This window comes from Paracoccus angustae, from assembly GCF_042648745.1.
Classification (GTDB): Bacteria; Pseudomonadota; Alphaproteobacteria; order Rhodobacterales; family Rhodobacteraceae; genus Paracoccus; species Paracoccus angustae.
The window spans coordinates 145,554-166,771 of the sequence record NZ_JBHRXY010000007.1; the positions used below are offsets into that span (position 1 = coordinate 145,554).

17 protein-coding genes and 1 tRNA gene are annotated in these 21,218 nt (G+C 65.9%); 3 read left to right on the top strand and 15 right to left on the bottom strand.

Features of this window, described 5'->3' with window-relative positions:
- Positions 1-162 precede the first annotated feature (162 nt).
- Entirely contained in the window at positions 163-978 is an 816-nt protein-coding gene (locus tag ACFOM8_RS11255; protein ID WP_377761438.1) for a glycosyltransferase, read from the bottom strand.
- Positions 978-1,916 carry a DMT family transporter gene (locus ACFOM8_RS11260; RefSeq protein WP_377761439.1) on the bottom strand — a complete coding sequence of 313 codons (939 nt, stop codon included), beginning with the start codon at positions 1,914-1,916 and terminating at the stop codon, positions 978-980. Before ACFOM8_RS11260 ends, ACFOM8_RS11255 begins: the two co-directional genes overlap by 1 nt.
- Before the next feature lie 223 nt (positions 1,917-2,139).
- On the opposite strand from ACFOM8_RS11260, the gene ACFOM8_RS11265 reads away from it, so the two are divergent.
- The gene (locus ACFOM8_RS11265) at positions 2,140-2,649 is read left to right on the top strand and encodes an AmiS/UreI family transporter (RefSeq protein ID WP_377761440.1); all 510 of its coding nucleotides are present in this window, start codon (positions 2,140-2,142) and stop codon (positions 2,647-2,649) included.
- A gap of 67 nt (positions 2,650-2,716) precedes the next feature.
- On the opposite strand, the gene rpoC is transcribed toward ACFOM8_RS11265, so the two are convergent.
- The 9 genes from rpoC to secE all read right to left on the bottom strand — a co-directional run bounded on the left by rpoC (position 2,717) and on the right by secE (position 15,979).
- Positions 2,717-6,928 (bottom strand): DNA-directed RNA polymerase subunit beta', encoded by a 4,212-nt coding sequence (gene rpoC / locus ACFOM8_RS11270; RefSeq protein ID WP_377761441.1) that lies wholly within the window; start codon positions 6,926-6,928, stop codon positions 2,717-2,719.
- Positions 6,929-6,977: 49 nt separating this feature from the next.
- Positions 6,978-11,123 (bottom strand): DNA-directed RNA polymerase subunit beta, encoded by a 4,146-nt coding sequence (gene rpoB / locus ACFOM8_RS11275; protein WP_377761442.1) that lies wholly within the window; start codon positions 11,121-11,123, stop codon positions 6,978-6,980.
- A gap of 230 nt (positions 11,124-11,353) precedes the next feature.
- A complete protein-coding gene (gene rplL, locus ACFOM8_RS11280; protein WP_207468144.1) occupies positions 11,354-11,728 on the bottom strand; it encodes a 50S ribosomal protein L7/L12 in 375 nt (124 codons plus the stop codon).
- A gap of 64 nt (positions 11,729-11,792) precedes the next feature.
- A complete protein-coding gene (rplJ, locus tag ACFOM8_RS11285; protein ID WP_275105599.1) occupies positions 11,793-12,308 on the bottom strand; it encodes a 50S ribosomal protein L10 in 516 nt (171 codons plus the stop codon).
- Between the two features lie 307 nt (positions 12,309-12,615).
- Entirely contained in the window at positions 12,616-13,722 is a 1,107-nt protein-coding gene (locus tag ACFOM8_RS11290) for a glycosyltransferase family 8 protein (protein ID WP_377761443.1), read from the bottom strand.
- Between the two features lie 107 nt (positions 13,723-13,829).
- A complete protein-coding gene (gene rplA, locus ACFOM8_RS11295) occupies positions 13,830-14,528 on the bottom strand; it encodes a 50S ribosomal protein L1 (protein WP_377761444.1) in 699 nt (232 codons plus the stop codon).
- A gap of 3 nt (positions 14,529-14,531) precedes the next feature.
- Positions 14,532-14,984 carry a 50S ribosomal protein L11 gene (gene rplK / locus ACFOM8_RS11300; RefSeq protein WP_377761445.1) on the bottom strand — a complete coding sequence of 151 codons (453 nt, stop codon included), beginning with the start codon at positions 14,982-14,984 and terminating at the stop codon, positions 14,532-14,534.
- 89 nt (positions 14,985-15,073) lie between these two features.
- Positions 15,074-15,610: a transcription termination/antitermination protein NusG gene (nusG, locus tag ACFOM8_RS11305; RefSeq protein ID WP_377761446.1), complete on the bottom strand. Its 537-nt coding sequence runs from the start codon at positions 15,608-15,610 to the stop codon at positions 15,074-15,076.
- Between the two features lie 174 nt (positions 15,611-15,784).
- Complete coding sequence (gene secE, locus ACFOM8_RS11310) at positions 15,785-15,979, bottom strand: preprotein translocase subunit SecE (protein WP_377761447.1); 195 nt, start codon at positions 15,977-15,979, stop codon at positions 15,785-15,787.
- 150 nt (positions 15,980-16,129) lie between these two features.
- On the opposite strand from secE, the gene ACFOM8_RS11315 reads away from it, so the two are divergent.
- Entirely contained in the window at positions 16,130-17,278 is a 1,149-nt protein-coding gene (locus ACFOM8_RS11315; protein WP_377761448.1) for an HPP family protein, read from the top strand.
- A 25-nt stretch (positions 17,279-17,303) separates the two neighbouring features.
- On the opposite strand, the gene ACFOM8_RS11320 is transcribed toward ACFOM8_RS11315, so the two are convergent.
- The 3 genes from ACFOM8_RS11320 to ACFOM8_RS11330 all read right to left on the bottom strand — a co-directional run bounded on the left by ACFOM8_RS11320 (position 17,304) and on the right by ACFOM8_RS11330 (position 19,938).
- A tRNA-Trp gene (locus ACFOM8_RS11320) sits at positions 17,304-17,379 on the bottom strand.
- A 55-nt stretch (positions 17,380-17,434) separates the two neighbouring features.
- Positions 17,435-17,980, bottom strand: coding sequence for an outer membrane protein (locus ACFOM8_RS11325; protein ID WP_377761449.1), 546 nt, complete (start codon positions 17,978-17,980; stop codon positions 17,435-17,437).
- 107 nt (positions 17,981-18,087) lie between these two features.
- Positions 18,088-19,938 (bottom strand): ABC transporter ATP-binding protein, encoded by a 1,851-nt coding sequence (locus ACFOM8_RS11330; RefSeq protein WP_377761450.1) that lies wholly within the window; start codon positions 19,936-19,938, stop codon positions 18,088-18,090.
- A 148-nt stretch (positions 19,939-20,086) separates the two neighbouring features.
- Between ACFOM8_RS11330 and ACFOM8_RS11335 the strand changes: the two genes are divergently transcribed.
- Positions 20,087-20,590 (top strand): ferritin-like domain-containing protein, encoded by a 504-nt coding sequence (locus ACFOM8_RS11335; protein WP_377761451.1) that lies wholly within the window; start codon positions 20,087-20,089, stop codon positions 20,588-20,590.
- Positions 20,591-20,625: 35 nt separating this feature from the next.
- Here the strand turns inward: ACFOM8_RS11335 and ACFOM8_RS11340 are convergent, their stop codons facing one another.
- Complete coding sequence (locus ACFOM8_RS11340) at positions 20,626-21,039, bottom strand: GFA family protein (RefSeq protein ID WP_377761452.1); 414 nt, start codon at positions 21,037-21,039, stop codon at positions 20,626-20,628.
- Positions 21,040-21,218 lie beyond the last annotated feature (179 nt).

Sequence of the window (21,218 nt, forward strand, 5' to 3'; positions counted from 1 at the left end):
ACCCATCCGGCCCCGGTTTTCCGAGGAGGAGGGGAAATTCCAGAGGATCGGGGCGGATAGATGGCCCGGATCGTGACCGTGAAAAGGTTCTGGTCCCGAACGGTTTCCCGCCGGGTGTGCGGCATATATGGGGAATCGGCGAAGCTGTCAACACGACGCCCGTCAGGCGGCGGCGTGGGCCAGGCGGTCCAGATCCGCCCGAACCAGCCCGAAGCGGCGGGACAGCTGGCGGTCCAGTTCGGCCTTCTCGATCTGCCAGGGAACGCCCGGCCCCATGTCGCCGGAATCGCTGTCGGCATGGACCCCGCGGATGAACATCAGGGGCCGCGTGACCGCCACCCCCGGCATCCACAAGGGCAGCTTCGTGTGGTTGAAATGCAGCGCGGTCTGCGGCTGGTCCGGGCGCAGGAAAATCGTCAGGGCCACGCCCATGTTGTGGGCGATGCGCGGGACGAACTGCGCCTCCCCTGCCCCGGCCCGCAGCATCAGCCCGCGCGAATGATCCAGCGACAGGCACCCTTCGCTGCGCCACAGCCCCTCGACCCGCGTGAAATCCCGGCGGGCCGCCGCGACATAGTCCAGCGCCACCGCGTCGTCGTCGTCATGGCGGAAATGGCCCACGACATCCGCCCCGGAATCGACATGGGGCGCGATGGCGGCGCGGCAGGCCTCCAGGTGGCGCTCCATCGGCGGGACCAGTTCCAGCCGCAGCTGCGGCGTTCCGGCCGCCAGGTCGCGCAGCCGCGACAGATAGGGTTCGGGCAGGTCGGGGCCGGTCATGATGACAAGCGCGAAGTCGGGATCGGTCTGCGCCAGCCAGCCCGGCAGCGCCAGCGTCGTGAACCACAGCCATCGCCGTGCCAGCCGCCGGGGGTCGTAAAGAAAGGCGCGGCGTTCCTCGATGCTGGCGTGGTCCTTCTGATAGCCGCGCAGGCCGACATAGGAAAACCGGCACAGGCCCAGCATCTGCACGCGCATCAGCGGACCTTTCCGATCTGCGCCTCGCGCCAGATGGTATAGGTTCCCGCCGCGATCACCATGGCCGACCCCGCCCAGGTCCACAGGTCGGGCCATTCGCCGAAGACCACGAGCCCCATGGCGATGGCGACCAGCAGCGAGGTATAGCGGAACGGCGCGACATAGGAAATCTCTCCCACCCGCATCGAGGCGACGGCGGTCACATAGCCCACGGTCAGAAAGGCGCTGCCCAGCAGAAGCAGCAGGATTTGCGAAACGCTTGGCATCGTCCAACCTTGCCACAGGCTGACGGCAAGCCCGGCGATCGTCACGCCGGTCGCTGCATAAAAGGCGATGGTGGCGGAACTGATGTCGCCGTCGAACTTGCGGGTCGCAAGATCGCGCAGCGCCACCATTGCCATCGCGGCGACCGCGACGACGGCCCAGGGGCCGAAGACCTCTCCGCCCGGCCGCAGGATCAGCAGCACGCCCAGAAAGCCCGCGATCACCGCGCCGATCCGCCGCCAGCCCAGCGATTCGCCAAAGAACAGCGCGGCGGCAACCATCACCACCAGCGGAAGCGCCTGCATGATCGCGGACAGGTCGCCCATGGCCATGTTCTGAAGCGCGTTCAAAAACAGCGCCGTCGAGGCGATCTCTCCGATCATGCGCCAGGCCATCGGTCCCCGCGCGCCCGCCGGGATCCGCAGGCGCAACCCGCCCAGCCACGGAGCTACGGCGGCGATGAACGCCATCACGAACAGCCCGCGCAGCGTGATCGCCTGATACAGCGGCATGTCCTGGGCCACGAACTTCATCACCGTGTCGTTCAGGCCGAAAGCCACCATGCACAGCGTCATGATGGTCGCGCCGCGCAGGTTGTCGCCCGGCTGATGCACCAGCGGACGGACCGAGGCAGGCCGGACACGCCGGATCGGGGACAGGATGGGGGTGCGCATGGCCTGGCTCACCAAGGGAACGGTTCTTCCCCGTTAGGCATTGGCACCCCGCCGGGCAAGCGGATTTTGCAGGATGCGCAAAGGATATGCCGCGGCGGATTTTAAACCGCCGCGATATTCTGCTTGGCGGCGTTTTCCATAACCCGTCCCTGCGCCTTGCCCTAGGGCAAGGGCCGGCGGTCTGCCACGGGCAGGCCGGCCGGACAGATTTTCGGGAATTCAGATGCTGCTTCCGCTTTCGCTTCTTTTCGTTGGCGCGGTCCTGACACTCAACGGTCTGTGGATGATGAACCGCATCGCCGACAAGGATGCCGTGGTCATCAACCTTGCGGCGGCGTTCATTACCGGAACGGTGGCGATCCTGTCCATGGCCAAGGCCGACGCCCCCGACGCCGTCAAGGCGGCGACTCTGACACTGCTGTTCAGCGTCACCTATCTTTGGGTCGGGACAAATCGTCTGACCGGCTCGGATGGGCGCGGATTGGGCTGGTTCAGCCTTTTCGTCGCGATTTCGGTGCTGCCGGAAGCCGTGGTCGCGCTGCGCCGGGCCGACGGTGGAATGGCGATGTGGCTGGGCCTGAGCTGGGCTTGCTGGGCGGCGCTGTGGCTTCTTTACTTTCTTCTGCTGGCGCTTCGCCTGCCTCTTGAAAGGACCGCCGCCGCCGCCACCCTTGCCAGCGGCGTCCTTACCGCCTGGATGCCTGCCCTGGCGATGCTCTACGCCGCGGGCTGAACGCTCCGCCCCGGAAATGCGGAAAGCCCGGCATCGCTGCCGGGCTTCGTCTGTCGTTCAGCGGCAATCACTCGCCGCCGTTTTCCGGTGCGGCCTCGTCCATCGCGGGCGCGATCAGGGCGGCGGTGGCCTCGGCCTCGGCGCGCCGGGCCTCGATCACCTGGTTGTCGCGCTCGGTCGCGATGCGGCGGACGCGGGCGGTGGCGCCGCCCGTCCCGGCCGGGATCAGCCTGCCGACGATGACGTTCTCCTTCAGGCCAAGCAGCTTGTCGCGCTTGCCCTGAACGGCCGCCTCGGTCAGCACGCGGGTCGTTTCCTGGAAGGACGCGGCCGAGATGAAGCTGCGGGTCTGCAAGCTGGCCTTGGTGATGCCCAGCAGCACCGGCTCGCCCTGGGCCGGACGGCCCCCCTTGGCTTCGATCTTGGCGTTTTCCTCCTCGAACTCGTCGCGCTCGACATGCTCGCCCTTCAGCAGCGTCGTGTCGCCGCTGTCGGTGATCTCGATCTTTTGCAGCATCTGGCGGACGATGACCTCGATGTGCTTGTCGTTGATCTTCACGCCTTGCAGCCGGTAGACGTCCTGCACCTCGTCGATCAGGTAATCCGCAAGCGCCTCGATCCCCATGATCCGCAGGATGTCGTGCGGAGCCGGGTTGCCGTCCATGATGTAGTCGCCCTTCTGCACGAAGTCGCCTTCCTGCACCGGGATGTGCTTGCCTTTCGGCACCATGTATTCGACGGGCGCGGCACCGTCTTCCGACGGCTCGATGGTGATGCGGCGCTTGTTCTTGTAGTCCTTGCCGAAGCGGACATAGCCGTCGATCTCGGCGATGATCGCGTGGTCCTTGGGACGGCGGGCCTCGAACAGTTCGGCCACGCGGGGCAGACCCCCGGTGATGTCCTTGGTCCGTGCGCCTTCCCGCGGAATGCGCGCCACCACGTCGCCCGCGCGGATTTCCTGGCCGTCCTCGACCGACAGGATCGCATCCACCGACATTGGATAGCTGATCGGGTTGCCTTGCTCGTTGCGGACCGGCTCGCCGTTCTCATCCATGATGATGATCTCGGGCTTCAGGTCGTTGCCTTTCGGCGCGGAACGCCAATCGGTCACGATCTTCTGCGTCATGCCGGTCGCATCGTCCGTCTCGTCGCGGACCGAAATCCCCGACAGAAGGTCGACGAACTTCGTCACCCCCGCCTTTTCGGCGATGATCGGCAGGGTATAGGGATCCCATTCGAACAGCTTGGCGCCGCGGATGACCCGTTCCCCTTCCTTCACGAACAGCTTCGAGCCGTAGAACAGCTTGTGGCTGGCGCGTTCCTGCCCCTGGTCGTCCAGGATCAGCAACTGCATGTTGCGCGACATCACGACCTGCTCGCCATTGGCGTTGGTCAGGATGTTCTCGTTGCGGAACTGGACGGTCCCCTCGTGAGAGGCCGCCTGGAACGACTGCTGGCCGCCCTGCGCGATGCCGCCGATGTGGAAGGTCCGCATCGTCAGCTGGGTGCCGGGTTCGCCGATCGACTGCGCGGCGATGATGCCCACCGCCTCGCCGATATTGACCAGCGTCCCGCGGGCAAGGTCGCGGCCATAGCACAGCGCGCAGATCCCGTCCTCGGATTCGCAGGTCAGGGCCGACCGGATGCGGACCGCCTGGACGCCCGCCTGCTCGATGGCGTCGGCCTTGCGTTCGTCGATCACCTCGTTCTTGCGGACGATGATCTCGTCCCCGCCCGGCACCAGCACGTCCTCGGCGGCGGTCCGGCCCAGCACGCGTTCGGACAGCGGGCTGATCACCTCGCCATCGTTGACCGCCGCGGAAGCGGTGATCGCCTGATCGGTCCCGCAGTCATGTTCGCGGATGATGCAGTCCTGCGCCACGTCCACCAGACGCCGCGTCAGATAGCCCGAGTTCGCGGTCTTCAACGCGGTGTCCGACAGGCCCTTCCGGGCGCCGTGGGTCGAGTTGAAGTATTCAAGAACGGTCAGGCCTTCCTTGAAGTTCGAGATGATCGGCGTCTCGATGATCTCGCCCGAGGGCTTGGCCATCAGCCCGCGCATGCCGCCCAGCTGCTTCATCTGGTTGGTCGAACCGCGCGCGCCCGAATGGGCCATCATGTAGACCGAATTCGGCTCCATCTCGGCGCCGTTCTCGTCCTTCTTGGTGGCCGAGATCGTCGCCATCATGGCCTCGGTCACGCGGTCGTTGCATTTCGACCAGGCGTCCACGACCTTGTTGTACTTCTCGCCCTGGGTGATCAGGCCGTCGAGATACTGCTGCTCGAACTCCTTCACCTGTTCCTGGACCTCCTCGACGATGGTCCATTTGTTGTCGGGCACCACCATGTCGTCCTTGCCGAAGCTGATGCCGGCACGGAACGCCTCGCGGAAACCAAGGCCCATGATCTGGTCGCAGAAGATCACCGATTCCTTCTGCCCGCAGTAGCGGTAAACGGTGTCGATGACGTGCTGCACGTCCTTCTTGCGCAGCAGGCGGTTGACCAGTTCGAACGGCGCCTTGGCGTTCATCGGCAGCAGCGCGCCCAGCCGGACGCGGCCCGGCGTGGTGTCGAAACGCTTGACCACCTCGTTGCCGTTCTCGTCGATCTGCTTGATGCGCGCGGTGATGCGCGCGTGCAGATGCACCTCGCCCGCGGCAAGGGCGTGTTCCACCTCGTTCACGGTGGCGAAGGCCATGCCCTCGCCCTTCATGCCCTCGCGCATCATCGAGGTGTAGTAAAGGCCCAGAACCATGTCTTGGCTCGGCACGATGATCGGCGCGCCGTTGGCGGGCGACAGCACGTTGTTCGTGGACATCATCAGGACGCGCGCTTCCAGCTGCGCTTCCAGCGACAGCGGAACGTGCACGGCCATCTGGTCGCCGTCGAAGTCGGCGTTGAAGGCCGAGCAGACCAGCGGGTGAAGCTGGATCGCCTTGCCCTCGATCAGGATCGGCTCAAAGGCCTGGATGCCCAGGCGGTGCAGCGTCGGGGCGCGGTTCAGCAGCACCGGATGTTCGCGGATCACCTCGTCCAGGATGTCCCAGACCTCGGGACGTTCCTTTTCGACCAGCTTCTTGGCCTGCTTGACGGTGGAGGACAGCCCCTTCGCTTCAAGCCGCGAATAGATGAACGGCTTGAACAGCTCCAAGGCCATCTTCTTGGGCAGCCCGCACTGGTGCAGCTTCAGCTCCGGCCCGGTCACGATGACCGAACGGCCCGAAAAGTCCACCCGCTTGCCCAAAAGGTTCTGCCGGAAGCGACCCTGCTTGCCCTTCAGCATGTCGGACAGCGATTTCAGCGGGCGACGGTTGTTGCCCGTGATGACGCGGCCGCGGCGACCGTTGTCGAACAGCGCATCGACCGACTCCTGCAACATGCGCTTTTCGTTGCGCACGATGATGTCGGGCGCGCGAAGCTCGATCAGGCGCTTCAGGCGGTTGTTGCGGTTGATGACGCGGCGATACAGGTCGTTCAGGTCGGACGTGGCGAAGCGGCCGCCGTCCAGCGGCACCAGCGGGCGCAGTTCCGGCGGAATGACCGGGATCACGGTCAGCACCATCCATTCCGGACGGTTGCCCGACTCCAGGAAGGATTCGACGATCTTCAGCCGCTTGATGATCTTCTTGGGCTTCAGCTCGCCCGTGGCTTCCTTCAGATCCTCGCGCAGCTGGTCGGCGGTCGCCGCCAGGTCGATGTTGGCCAGCATCGCGCGGATCGCCTCGGCCCCGATGTCGGCGCTGAAAGCGTCGGCGCCGTACTGGTCCTGCGCGTCGAGGAACTCCTCCTCGGTCAGCAACTGGCCATAGGTCAGATCCGTCAGGCCCGGCTCGATGACGACATAGTTCTCGAAATACAGAATCCGTTCCAGATCGCGCAGCGTCATGTCCAGCATCAGGCCGATGCGGCTTGGCAGCGATTTCAGGAACCAGATGTGGGCCACGGGCGCGGCCAGTTCGATATGGCCCATGCGCTCGCGGCGGACCTTTTGCAGGGTCACCTCCACGCCGCATTTCTCGCAGACAAGGCCGCGATACTTCATGCGCTTGTATTTGCCGCACAGGCATTCGTAGTCCTTGATCGGACCGAAGATGCGCGCGCAGAACAGCCCGTCACGCTCGGGCTTGAACGTACGGTAGTTGATCGTCTCGGGCTTTTTCACCTCGCCGTAGGACCAGGCGAGGATTTCCTCGGGCGAGGCCAGCGAGATCTTGATCTCGTCGAACTGCCGCGGCGGGGCCAGCGGGTTCAGGGGATTGGTGGCAAGTTCCTGGTTCATCTTTTTTCCTAAATGAAGGGCACGGGGAAGGTGATGAGGGCCAAGGCCCTCATTCCTCCTCCTCCGCATCCAGGAGTTCCATGTTGAGGCCCAGACCCCGGACCTCCTTGACCAGCACGTTGAACGATTCCGGCACGCCGGCCTCGAAGTTGTCGTCGCCCTTGACGATGGATTCGTAGACCTTGGTCCGGCCCGCGACGTCGTCCGACTTGACCGTCAGCATCTCCTGCAAGGTATAGGCGGCGCCATAGGCTTCAAGGGCCCAGACCTCCATCTCGCCCAGACGCTGACCGCCGAACTGCGCCTTGCCGCCCAGCGGCTGCTGGGTGACCAGGCTGTAGGGGCCGGTCGAACGGGCGTGCATCTTGTCGTCGACAAGGTGGTGCAGCTTGAGGACGTATTTCATCCCCACCGTCACCTTGCGCGAGAACTGCTCGCCCGTGCGGCCGTCGAAGACGACCGACTGGCCCGAGGTGTCGAAGCCCGCACGACGCAGCGCGTCGTTCACGTCCGCCTCCTTCGCGCCGTCGAAGACGGGCGTGGCGATCGGAACGCCGCTGCGCACGGTGCCCGCGTGCTCGACCAGCAGATCGTCGTCCATGCCTTCAAAGGTCTCGGCATACATGTCGTCGCCATAGCCGATGCGCATCGCCTCGCGGACCGGAGCCATGTCGCCGCTGCGGCGATACTCCTCCAGAGCCTCGTCGATCTTGATGCCAAGGCCGCGCGATGCCCAACCCATGTGGGTTTCCAGGATCTGGCCGACGTTCATGCGCGACGGCACGCCCAGCGGGTTCAGAACCAGATCGACCGGGGTGCCGTCCGCCAGGAACGGCATGTCCTCGATGGGCACCACCTTGGACACCACGCCCTTGTTGCCGTGACGCCCGGCCATCTTGTCCCCGGCCTGAAGCTTGCGCTTCACCGCGACGAAGACCTTGACCATCTTCATCACGCCCGGCGGCAGGTCGTCGCCCTGGCGGACCTTTTCGACCTTGTCCTCGAAGCGGGCCTCCAGGGCCTTTTTCTGAGCGTCGTACTGGTGGTTCAGCGCCTCGACCTCCTTGGCGGTGTCTTCCTCGCTGACGGCAAGCTGCCACCACTGGCCGCGCGACAGCGTGCCCAGCAGATCCTCGGTGATCTCGCTGTTGGCCTTGATCCCCTTCGGACCCTTGACGGCGGTCTTGCCCAGGATCAGCGACTTCAGACGCGCATAAATGTTGCGGTCCAGGATCGCCTGTTCGTCGTCGCGGTCGCGGGCCAGACGCTCGACTTCTTCGCGCTCGATCTGGAGCGCGCGTTCGTCCTTGTCCACGCCGTGGCGGTTGAACACGCGGACCTCGACAATGGTGCCGTAAGCCCCCGGCGGCAGGCGCAAGGAGGTGTCGCGCACGTCGGACGCCTTTTCGCCGAAGATGGCGCGCAGAAGCTTTTCTTCCGGCGTCATCGGGCTTTCGCCCTTGGGCGTGATCTTGCCCACAAGGATGTCGCCCGGGCCCACCTCGGCGCCGATATAGACGATGCCGGCCTCATCGAGGTTGCGCAGCGCCTCTTCGCCCACGTTCGGGATGTCGCGGGTGATCTCCTCGGGCCCCAGCTTGGTGTCGCGGGCCGCGACCTCGTATTCGTCGATATGGATCGAGGTGAACACGTCGTCGCGGTGGATCCGCTCGGAAATCAGGATCGAGTCCTCGTAGTTGTAGCCGTTCCAGGGCATGAAGGCCACGACCACGTTCCGGCCGATGGCGAGTTCGCCCTGGTCGGTCGAGGGACCGTCCGCGATCACCTGGCCGCCCACGACCTTTTCGCCCACCTTGACCAGCGGACGCTGGTTGATGGTCGAGGACTGGTTGGACCGCTTGAACTTGCGCAGGCGATAGATGTCCACGCCCGCATCGCCCGCGCCCAGGCCTTCGGTCGCGCGCACGACGATCCGCTGCGCGTCCACCTGGTCGATGACGCCGCCCCGGCGCGCCATGATGGCGGCGCCCGAGTCGCGGGCAACGGTGGCTTCCATGCCGGTGCCGACGAACGGCGCCTCGGCCCGCAGCAGCGGAACCGCCTGGCGCTGCATGTTGGAACCCATCAGCGCGCGGTTGGCGTCGTCGTTCTCCAGGAACGGGATCAGCGCGGCCGCGACCGACACCAGCTGCTTGGGCGACACGTCGATCAGATCGACGGCATCGACCGGGTTCAGCATGAAGTCGCCCGCCTGGCGGGTCGAAACCAGTTCATCGACGAAGCGGCCTTCGGCGTCCAGCGTCGCGTTGGCCTGGGCCACGGTGTGGCGCATCTCCTCGGTCGCGGACATGTAGACCACGTCGTCGGTCACGCGGCCGTCCACCACCTTGCGGTAAGGGGTTTCGATGAAGCCGTACTTGTTCACGCGGGCAAAGGTCGCGAGGCTGTTGATCAGGCCGATGTTCTGGCCTTCCGGCGTCTCGATCGGGCACATCCGGCCGTAATGGGTCGGGTGAACGTCGCGCACCTCGAAGCCCGCGCGCTCGCGCGTCAGACCGCCCGGCCCAAGCGCCGACAGGCGGCGCTTGTGCGTCACTTCGGACAGCGGGTTGGTCTGGTCCATGAACTGCGACAGCTGGCTGCTGCCGAAGAATTCACGCACCGCGGCCGCCGCGGGCTTGGCGTTGATCAGGTCCTGCGGCATCACGGTGTCGATCTCGACGCCCGACATCCGCTCGCGGATGGCGCGCTCCATGCGCAGCAGGCCGACGCGGTACTGGTTTTCCATCAGCTCGCCCACCGAACGCACCCGGCGGTTGCCCAGGTGGTCGATGTCGTCGATCTCGCCCTTGCCGTCGCGCAGTTCCACCAGGCCGCGCACGCAGGCCACGATGTCGGCGGGGCGCAGCGTCCGCTGGGTGTCGGGCGCGTCCAGATCCAGGCGCATGTTCATCTTGACCCGGCCGACGGCGGACAGGTCGTAACGCTCGCTGTCGAAGAACAGGCTGTTGAACAGCGTCTGCGCGGCTTCCACGGTGGGGGGCTCGCCCGGACGCATGACGCGATAGATGTCCATGAGCGCGCCTTCGCGGCCCATGTTCTTGTCGGCGGCCATGGTGTTGCGGATATAGGGGCCGACATTGACATGGTCGATGTCCAGCACCGGGATCTGGGTAATGTCGTTGTCCAGCAGCACCTTGAGCAGGCCGCCGCTCAGGTCGCCGTCGCGGTTGTATTCCGCAGTGATCTCGTCTCCGGCCTCGGCATAGATGAAGCCGGTGGCGTCGTTGACGATGTCCTTGGCGACAAAGCGGCCGACGATCCGTTCGAACGGAACCAGCAGGTTCAGCGCCTCGCCCGATTCCTGCAACTTCTTGACCAGGCGCGGCGTCACCTTGTCGCCCGCCTTGGTGATGACCTCGCCCGTGTCGGCGTTCACCAGGTCATAGGACGGACGGGTGCCGCGCACGCGTTCGGGGAAGAAGCGCGTGACCCAGCCTTGCGACCGGCCCTCGCGGCGCAGGGTATAGTCCACGGTCTGGTAGAAGGCATCCATGATGCCCTCCTGGTCCATGCCGAGCGCATAAAGCAGCGTCGTGACCGGCAGCTTGCGGCGGCGGTCGATGCGCGCGAAGACCAGATCCTTGGCGTCGAATTCGAAGTCCAGCCAGGATCCGCGATAGGGAATGATGCGGCAGGCGAACAAGAGCTTGCCCGAGGAATGGGTCTTGCCGCGGTCATGGTCGAAGAACACGCCGGGCGAGCGGTGCATCTGCGACACGACGACACGCTCGGTCCCGTTCACGATGAACGTCCCGTTCTGGGTCATCAAGGGCATGTCGCCCATGAACACGTCCTGTTCCTTGATGTCCTTGACCGACTTGGCGCCGGTGTTTTCATCGACATCGAACACGATCAGGCGCAGCGTGACCTTCAGCGGCGCGGCATAGGTCATGTCGCGCTGCTGGCATTCGTCCACGTCGTATTTCGGACGCTCAAGCTCGTACTTGACGAATTCCAGCGTGGCGGTCTCGTTGAAGTCCTTGATCGGAAAGACCGACTGGAACACGCCCTGGATGCCCTCGCCGTCGTGGTGGCCCTCGCCCTCACCCGAGTTCAGGAACAGGTCGTAGGAGGATTTCTGAACCTCGATGAGGTTCGGCATCTCCAGGACTTCGCGGATATTGCCGTAATAGCGCCGGATACGCTTCTGGCCGACATAAGCTTGCGCCATGGGGTCTCGTCACCTTTCGTCTTCGCGCGCGGTCCGGGTCGGGGCACCCAGGACACGGGCCTACGAATGCAGGGGGTAAGGTTCCATTCGTGCCGCGCGTCCCACCGCCCGGCTCCCGAACCTTGAACATGCCCTGAAGGATTGTCTGATACAGACCGCCCTTCAAGACAGGTTCGGCAGGGACCGGGAAACCCCGGACCCTGCCCCGTCTCAACCAGCCCGACGGCCGATTACTTCAGCTCGACCTTGGCGCCGGCCGCTTCGAGCTTCTTCTTCATTTCCTCGGCGTCGGCCTTGGAAGCGCCTTCCTTGACCTTGCCGCCGGCTTCGACCAGATCCTTGGCTTCCTTCAGGCCCAGGCCGGTGATGCCGCGCACTTCCTTGATCACGTTGATCTTGTTGGCGCCGGCTTCGACCAGGACGACGTCGAATTCGGTCTTTTCCTCGGCGGCTTCGGCCGGGCCGGCGGCCGGGCCAGCCATCATGACGGCGCCGCCGGCGGCGGGCTCGATGCCGTACTTGTCCTTCAGGATGGTTTTCAGTTCCTGGGCTTCCAGCAGGGTCAGGCCCACGATTTGTTCGGCGAGTTGGTTCAGATCAGCCATTTTTCCGTTCTTTCAGTTAGGGTTCCAACGTCGGGTTTTCAACCACACGCGGGATGGGGGTTGCTTACGCAGCCTCACGTTCCTCAAGGGTCGTGAGGATGCTCGCGATGTTCGAGGCAGGCGCGCCAATGGCGCCGGCGATGCTGGAAGCAGGCGCACCGAGGCAGGACACGATCTGAGCGATGAGCTCCTCACGCGACGGCATCGAGGCGACGGCTTTCACACCGGCCGGATCCAGGGCCGAATCACCCATCGCACCGCCCAGGATCACGAAACGATCGTTGTCCTTGGCGTATTTGTCGGCGATCCGCGCGGCAGCGGTCGGATCTTCCGAATAGGTGATCACGGTCATGCCCGTCAGGTAGTCGGCGATGCTTGCGCAAGGCTTACCTTCCAGGGCGATCTTGGCGAGCTTGTTCTTGGCCACGCGAACCGAACCGCCGGCTTCGCGCATGCGCGAGCGGAGGTCCTGCATATGTGCAACCGTCATCCCCTCGTAGTGGGCAACCACCACGACGCCAGAGCTTTCAAAGATCTGGCCGAGTTCTTCGACCACCTGTTCTTTTTGCGCTCTATCCACGGTTTCACTCCAAGTTGGGGGTTTCCCCCCGGCTCTCTTTGTCCCGGCCATGACTGACCGGGGCGAGTCCGCTAAGGGACAAGATCGCCCGAAGGTGCTCCTTCGGAAAAATGCTTGTTCCCATCTCAGGCAGGACATTAAGCTGAACGGGTCAGCACCCACCGTCTCGGACGAATCGATCAACGCGCAGGAGAACCTGCGCGCGGATCAGGCGAACTCAATATGCGGAAACATCCGCAATGTGAAGCCCGAAAACCACGATCCTTGACGGATGCGGCCAGGCCGCGCCGCCCGAAGGGCCGCGGCGCTAAAGAAGACCCGCCTGTTTCAGCGCATCCGCCATGCGCCGTTCGGCCAGCGGCGCGATGCGGGCATGGCTGGGCGTCCGCGCGCAGATGTCCCACCAGCGGCGCAGATAGGGGACATGGGCCGCACGCATCTGGCGGATCCTGTCCAACCTCAACACGTCCGACGCCGAGTCCCGGATCCGCCGGATCACCAGATCCTCCTGCCAGGGCAGAAGGCGGAAGCGCGCGGGCTTGATCACCTTTCCGGCATAATGGATCACGGCAGGGCGCTTCATCGGGCGGTCCGCCGCTTCGTCTGCGAAGCGGTGATTGTACCGGTCATGCGCCCGCGCGTAGTGGCTGCCGTGGGTCAGCGAGAAAAGCCCCTGGTCGCCGAACTTCAGGCCCAGCGTGCCCTGCGCCCATTCGGCGACCTCCACATACTGGCCGATGCGGATGCCGTCGCGGCGGAACTTGCGCAGGTTCAGCACGATCACGCCGCTGTTGATCAGCCCGCGGGAAACATGCTCAACCAGTGCGGCGGGCAGGCCGCGGCGATGCGCCCGCGGCGCCGGTCCGACCAGCAGCGGCGGCACGTCCAGCGCCTCGCGGCAGGCGACCAGATACCGGCCCATGAAGGGATGGCGCAGCAGCGGCACGAGGTCGTCCATCACGATCACGTCCAGCGCGTCGAGATAGATGATCCGGTCAAGTTCCGGGGGCAGATGGCGATGCGCGACGAACCACAGGAACCGGGCGCTGTCCGGCTTGCCGCCCAGGGCCTTCAGCCGTTCGAAATCCGCGTCCAGAGGGACGTTGATCGGGCGCAGGGTGATATTGCCCAGCGTGGCGCAGAAATCGGCAAGCCCGGCGATCTGGTCCTTGGGCGCCGTCTGCTCGAACAGCCAGAAGTCGATATGGTCCCGGGGATGCGCCTCGGACAGCGACAGCAGCAGAACCTGCACCACGTCAAGGTCGGGACCGGCCAGAGACGTCATCACGTTCAGCCGGGCGGGGGGCCGTTCTGCGCATCTGCGGCGCAGGTACAGGTCCATGCCGCCCGGCCAGACGCCGGGCAGCGACCGGTAGAACCGTTTGGCATGAAGCAGGGAACGGCTTGGCGACATGATCCTTGAACACCCGATCCGGCAAGAACGGTCGCTTGCACCGGCGGGATAAAACGAAAAAAGGCGGGCCTGCAAGGCCCGCCTTTCGTCTTGCAATCGGGCGGGGATCAGGCCTGTGTCGCCGAGGCCACGTCCACCGACACGCCCGGCCCCATGGTCGAGCTGATCGAGACCTTCTTCATGTAGGTCCCTTTCGCGCCCGACGGCTTGGCCCGGCTGACCGCGTCCACGAAGGCGCGCAGGTTTTGAGCCAGCTTGTCGGTGTCGAAGCTGACCTTGCCGATCCCGGCATGGACCACGCCCGCCTTTTCGGCCTTGAACTGGACCTCGCCGCCCTTGGCGGCTTCGACGGCCGACTTCACGTCCATCGTCACCGTGCCGACCTTGGGGTTCGGCATCAGGTTGCGCGGGCCCAGGATCTTGCCCAGGCGGCCGACCAGCGGCATCATGTCCGGCGTCGCGATGCAACGGTCGAACTCGATCTTGCCGGACTGGATCGTTTCCATCAGATCTTCGGCGCCGACGATGTCCGCACCAGCGGCGCGGGCTTCGTCAGCCTTGGGGCCGCGGGCGAACACGGCGACGCGCACGTCCTTGCCGGTGCCGGCGGGCAGCGTCACGACGCCGCGGACCATCTGGTCGGCATGGCGCGGATCGACGCCCAGGTTCAGCGCGATCTCGACCGTTTCGTCGAACCTGGCCGAGGCGGCGCCCTTCACCAGGGTGATCGCGTCCTCGACGGACAGGTTGGCCTTGCCTTCGAACTGGGCGCGGGCGGCGGCCTTTTTCTTGGAAATCTTCGCCATGGCTTAGCCTTTCACCTCGATACCGATCGACCGGGCCGAGCCGAGGATGATCTTCATCGCCTGATCGACATCGTTGGCCGACAGATCCTTCATCTTGGCTTCCGCGATCTCGCGCACCTGCTTGACGGTCACGGTGCCCGCGACCGTGCGGCCCGGCTTGTCCGAACCCTTGGCGCGGTTGCGCTTGCCGACCGGCTTCAGGCCGGCGGCCTTTTTCAGCAGAAAGGACGCGGGGGGCGTCTTGGTCTCGAAGCTGAACGACTTGTCGGCGTAATAGGTGATCACGACGGGAACGGGCGAGCCCTGCTCCATTTCCTGCGTGCGAGCGTTGAACTCCTTGCAGAACGCCATGATGTTGATGCCGCGCTGACCCAGGGCCGGGCCGACGGGGGGCGACGGGTTCGCCTGACCCGCCTTGATTTGCAGCTTGAGGCTGCCGACGACTTTCTTGGCCATGGGGCCTTCTCCTTTGTCATCACGCCCGCGATGCGGGCCGACTTAGCGGTGCGGCCCGGTCCCGAGGAACCGGCACCTCCCGCGCATGCTCACGAGGCCTTGGAAACCTGCGTGAATTCCAGCTCGACCGGCGTGGGCCGGCCGAAGATCGACACCGTGACCTTGAGACGGGACGAAATCTCGTCCACCTCCTCGACCATGCCCGAGAAGCCGTCGAAGGGGCCGTCGGTCACGTTGACCTTTTCGCCGATCTCGAAGCGGATCAGATTGCGCGGGGCCACGGCCTCGCCCGTTCCGCTGCGGTTCAGCATCGCGTTCACCTCGTCGTCGCGCATCGGCATCGGCTTGCCATGCGCGCCGAGAAACCCGGTGACCCGGTTGATCGAGTTCACCAGGTGATAGGTCCGGTCCGACATCTCCATGTGGACCAGCACATAGCCCGGCATGAAGCGGCGTTCCGAGGTCACCTTCTTGCCGCGGCGGATCTCGATCACTTCCTCGGTCGGAACCAGCACCTCGTCGATCTGGTCCTCCAGACCCTTTTCGGCGACGGCCTGCCGGATCGCCTCGGCGACCTTCTTTTCGAAGTTCGACAGGACGCTGACCGAATACCAACGCTTTGCCATGTTCGATCCAACCCCTGTTCCGTCGGAAGGGAATCACCGGGCCCAACCCGGCAACCCCTTGGATTTTCGCGCGTCCGTCAAAATCGAAATCGGCGCGCACGCGGATTCGATGCACGCCGTCTGCCGGACAGTCGGGGGCAAATACCCCCATGCGCCCGGAAATGCAAGGCCCGATCAGTTGCTGATCAGCCGCAGCCCTTCGGTGATCCCGAAGCGGATCGTCAGGTCCACCAGCGAAAAGAACACGCTGAACAGCGCGGCCAGGATCAGCACCATGATGGTCGTGGTGACGACCTCGCGGCGAGTGGGCCAGGTGATCTTGGCGGCCTCGGCGCGGACCTGGTTGATGAACTGGACGGGATTGGCCACGGCAGGCTCCTTGACAGATGCAGCGCGGCACATAGCGCGCCGGGCGCTGCAATTCAAGCGCCAGCCGAAGGGACGGGCCGCGGCGCAGACCGCTTGCAGGCCCCGCCCCATCTTCCTAGTGATCGCGTCATCAGCAGAAGGGGACAGGACTTGCGCAGCCCAACCGACTTGCACGGCCATTCGCGCCTTCGCGCGCTTGGTCCATCCTCCGCCGCCATTCCCCCGTCCGAGGCGCTGCGCGCGGGGATCGGCGCGGGGATCGGGATGGCCGCGGCGGCGGGACTGGCGCTGCTGGTCGCGCCCGAGCTGTGGCTGGGCATCTATCTGATCGCCCCTTTCGGCGCGACCTCGGTGCTGATCTTCGCCGCGCCCAACAGTCCGCTGGCGCAGCCCTGGCCCGCGATCGTCGGCAACACCGTGTCGGCCCTGGCGGCCCTGCTGGTCTGCCGCCTGGTGGCGAACCCCCTGGCGGCGGTGCCCGCCGCCGTGGGCCTTGCCATCACGGTGATGGCGCTGTGCCGGGCGACGCATCCGCCGGGGGGCGCGGTGGCGATGACGGTGGCCATCGGCGCCGACCGGATCGCGCCTCTGGGTCCGGGCTTCGCCTTTCTGCCGGTGATGGCGGGGACCGCGCTGCTGGTGGGAATCGCCGTTCTTTACGCCCATGCCACGGGGCGGCGCTATCCCTTCCGCCAGTTCGGGGAACCCAACGCCCACGGCACGGCCGATCCCGAAGCGCCCGAACGGCTTGGCCTGACCGAGGAGGAACTGTCCGGCATTCTGGTCCGCTACAATCAGTCGCTGAACCTGGGGGTCGAGGATCTGGCCCGCCTGATCGCCGCCGCCGAGATGCAGGCGGCCAGCCACCACGCCCGGGCGCAGACGGTCCGGGACATCATGTCGCGCGACCTGGTGACGGTGGCGCCGGATGCGCCGCTGCGCGACGTGGCGGGCCTGTTCGTGCGCCACGGCTTCACTTCGCTGCCCGTGGTGGACAGGAACGACCGCTTTCTGGGCGTGATCTTCCAGCTTCACCTGATCAAAAAGGCCCATGCCGATTTCCGGCCGGACGGCAGGCTGTCGCGCGCCGACAGCGACCTTCGGGCCGCCGATGTCATGCAGGACCGCCTGCCGGTGGCCGCGCCCGATTCGCCGATCGCCGCCCTTCTGCCGCATCTGGCGGCCAGCGACACCGACGCCGTGCCGGTGCTGGAGGATGAACGCATCATCGGCATCGTCACGCGCACCGACCTGATCGCGGCCCTGGCGCGCGAAAGCCTGCGCGCCGCGGATCAATGATGTCTGGATGGATGTCCGGATGGACTGGCAGGGGTTGGGGGACTCGAACCCACGACCCTCGGTTTTGGAGACCGATGCTCTACCAACTGAGCTAAACCCCTGCGGTGAGCGTCTGATAGGATCCGGCGGCTCCGCCGTCAAGCGGGGAAACGCCCTTCAGAACCGCCAGGACGCGCGCAGATGCGCCAGCTCCATCTCGAGATCATAGCCCGCGACGCCTGTCTCGTCCTCCAGCACGTCGTCGAATTCCTGATAGGTGTATTCGATGCCGACGGTCAGGCGGTCCGTCACCGTCCAGTCGCCGCCCGCGCCGAACACGGGCGCGGTTTCCGTCAGCCCGTCGCCCGACAGGCGGGACAGGCCCATCACCAGATAGGGCTGAAAGCGCCCCAGATCGACGCCCGCCTTGCCCTTGATGCGCAGCAGGTCGGCGTTGCCGCCCCGGAAGCGGTTGAGGTCGGCCTCGGCCCCCAGGACATGCGGACCGAAATCATGGGCATATCCCGCGTGCAGGCCCCAGGTGTCGGTGCCGCCCGACAGAAAGGTCCGGCCCCGAAAGGCAAGGGCGTTGTCCATCCGGCCCACCTGGATCCCGGCGTGAAATCCGGTCCAGTCGGATCCCGCCGACAGGGGCGCCGCCGCATCGGCGGCAAGAACGGGCTGCGCCGCAAGGACGCCAAGAGCAAGAAACAGGATTTTCAAGGCATTCTCCGAAAGCGCGAATGCCTGTCCTTATCACGACGCCGCCAGGGTCCGCGCCGGGGGCACGCCAAGAATTGCGACCCTGTGGCGCGGGCACCACGGGGCGGTCAGGCGGGTTCGTCCACCAGGAACCCGCCCGACTGCCGCGCCCAGAGCCGCGCATAAAGCCCGCCGCGCGCCAGCAGCTCGGCATGGCTGCCCTGCTCGATGATCCGGCCCGCGTCCATCACGATCAGCCGGTCCATCGCGGCGATGGTGGACAGGCGATGCGCGATGGCGATCACCGTCTTGCCCGCCATCAGCACGTCCAGGCGCGACTGGATCGCGGCCTCGGCCTCGCTGTCCAGGGCGCTTGTGGCTTCGTCCAGGATCAGGATCGGCGCGTCCTTCAGCGCCACCCGGGCGATGGCGATGCGCTGGCGCTGCCCGCCCGAAAGCTTCACCCCCCGTTCGCCGACATGGGCGTCCAGGCCGCGCCGGCCGTGGCTGTCCGACAGCAGGGGCACGAAATCCTGCGCCTCGGCCATGCGCAGGGCGGCCTCGATCTCGGCGTCGGACGCATCCGGACGGCCATAGGCGATGTTGTCGCGCACGGAGCGGTGCAGAAGCGAACTGTCCTGCGTCACCACCCCGATGGCCGCGCGCAGGCTGTCCTGCGTGACGGCGGACACCTCCTGGCCGTCGATGGTGATGCTGCCCCGTTCGATGTCGTGAAAGCGCAGAAGCAGGTTGATCAGCGTCGATTTGCCCGCGCCGGAACGGCCCACCAGGCCCACCCTTTCGCCGGGCGCGACATGCAGGGTCAGGTCGTCCAGCACCGCCATGGGCCGCGCGCCCTCGACTCCGCGATAGCGGAAGGTCACATTGTCGAAGCGCACCGCGCCCGGTCCCCGGACCAGGGGTTTCGCGTCCGGGGCGTCTCGCACCTCGCGCGGCAGGGCAAGGGAGGCGATGCCGTCGCGGACGGTGCCGATGTTCTCGAACAGGGCGGCGAATTCCCACATGATCCAATGGGCCATGTTGTTCAGCCGCAGCGCCAGGGGCACGGCCACGGCGACCGCTCCCACCTCGACCAGGCCCTCGGTCCAGAGCCACAGGCCCAGGCCCGCCACCGCGGCGACCAGCGCCACGTTCATCGTGTTCAGCGCGATGTCCTGGATCGAGGACAGCCGCATCTGCCGGTAAACCGTTTGCAGGAAAGCGTCCATCCCCTCGCGCATCCAGGACTCCTCGCGCGAGGAATGCGAGAACAGCTTGACGGTGGCGATGTTGGTGTAGCTGTCCACGACCCGGCCCGTCATCTGCGCCCGCGCATCCGCCTGCTCCTCGGCCACGCGGCCCAGGCGGGGCACGATCTGCCACAGCATCACGCCATAGGCCGCGGCCCAGGCCAGGAAGGGCAGCGCCAGCCGCCAGTCCTGGCTGGCCGCCAGGATCAGCGCGCCCAGGAAATAGATCACGACATAGCTGCCGACATCCATGGCCTTCATCGCGACCTCGCGCACGGCCAGCGCCGTCTGCATCAGCCGCTGCGCGATCCGGCCCGCGAACTCGTCCTGGAAATAGCCCACCGACTGGCGCAGCAGATAGCGATGCGCCCGCCAGCGGATGCGCTGCGGGAAATTGCCCATCAGACCCTGGTACAGCACCAGGGACGCCAAAAGGTGCAAGGCGGGCAGCAAGACCAGCAGCACGGCGGCCATGAAGGCCAGCCGCCCGCCCTGCTGCGCCCAGAACAGGTCGCGCGGCACCTGCGACAACTGGTCGATCAGTTCGCCCAGCCAGCCGAACAGCACGACCTCGACAATCGCGATCAGGGCCGAGGTGAGGCCCACCACCAGCAGCCAGGGGATCGCGCCCCTGCTGTAATACAGCACAAAGCGGACCAGCGTCCGGGGCGGCATGTCCGGCGTCTCGGTCGGATAGGGGTCGATGCGTCGCTCGAACCACGAAAACATGGTGTCACCGCAATGTCGTGAACGGAATGGGCAAGGGTGCGTTTGCTGGACCCTGGCGCGGGCCGTGTCAAGCGCCGCCGCCTGGAACGATGCGGCAACCAGCACGTTGCACGAGGTGAAACGGCCTGCCACCCGAAAGGACATCATCATGGCGATCAAGAACCTGCACGACCTTTACCTGGACCAGCTGAAGGACCTGTATTCCGCCTGCAAGCAATCCATGCCCATCGTCACCGAGATGGGCCGCGTCGCCACGTCCCGCGAACTGTCCGAGGCGCTGATCGCCGGAAACCAGGGCATCGCCCGGGGGATGGAGGTGCTGGCCAGCATTTGCAGCAGGCACGACACCGACCCCACGGGCGAGCATTGCCGGGGCATGGAGGGTCTGGTGGCCGAGGCCCGCAAGCACGCCATCGAGACCGAGTTCGGCGACGAGGACACCCAGGACGCCGCGATCATCACCCAGTACCAGCGCCTGACCCATTACGCCATCGCGGGCTATGGCTGCGTGCGGACCTTCGCGAACCGCCTGGGTTACAACGACGACGGCGCCGCCTTGCAGGACTGCCTGGACAACACGCGCGACGGCGACGAACACATGACCCGCATCGCCGAGGGCGGGGTCAACCAGGCGGCCATGGACGGCCAGTAAGCGGGCCGCCGCAGCCCCGGCCGGCTGCGGCGCCTTTACAGGTGCCGCGTCTCGGCGGCCTCGTTCCACCAGGTGTCATGCGCTCCATCGGCGTGAAAGACCGGCGCGGCGATCAGGTCCGCCTCGGGCACGTCGTCCAGGGCGGGCACGAAGACCATCGCGAACCGGCCGCCCATTTCCGCGATGTCGCCCCAGGTCCACAGCCGCGTCCCGCATCGGCCGCAAAAGGCATGGCGCATGTCCACGCCGTCGTTCCGCGATCTTGGCGTTTCGGCCAGGGCATCCTCGCCTCGCAGGATCCGCAATCCGTCCGGGTCGGGCAGGCGCATTTCCCAATAGCGCGTCTTGCGGCAGAACCGGCAGTTGCAGCGCATGGTGCCGTCCGCCAGATCGCCGTCCGCCTCGAAGGTTATGGCGCCGCAAAAGCAGCTTCCGCGATAGGTCTTCATGCTCCTTCCTCCGGCTTGCGGCGGGGGGCCGCGAGGCCGTTGACGCAAGGGTGGTGGCCAGGGGCGCCGCAGCAACGGAAATGACGGCGCGGCCGCGGCGCGCCATTGTCCCGCGCCGCTGCCGAAAAAGCGGTCTGGCGGAAAACACGGACCAGGGCGCGGCCAGGCGCGGCGAAGGC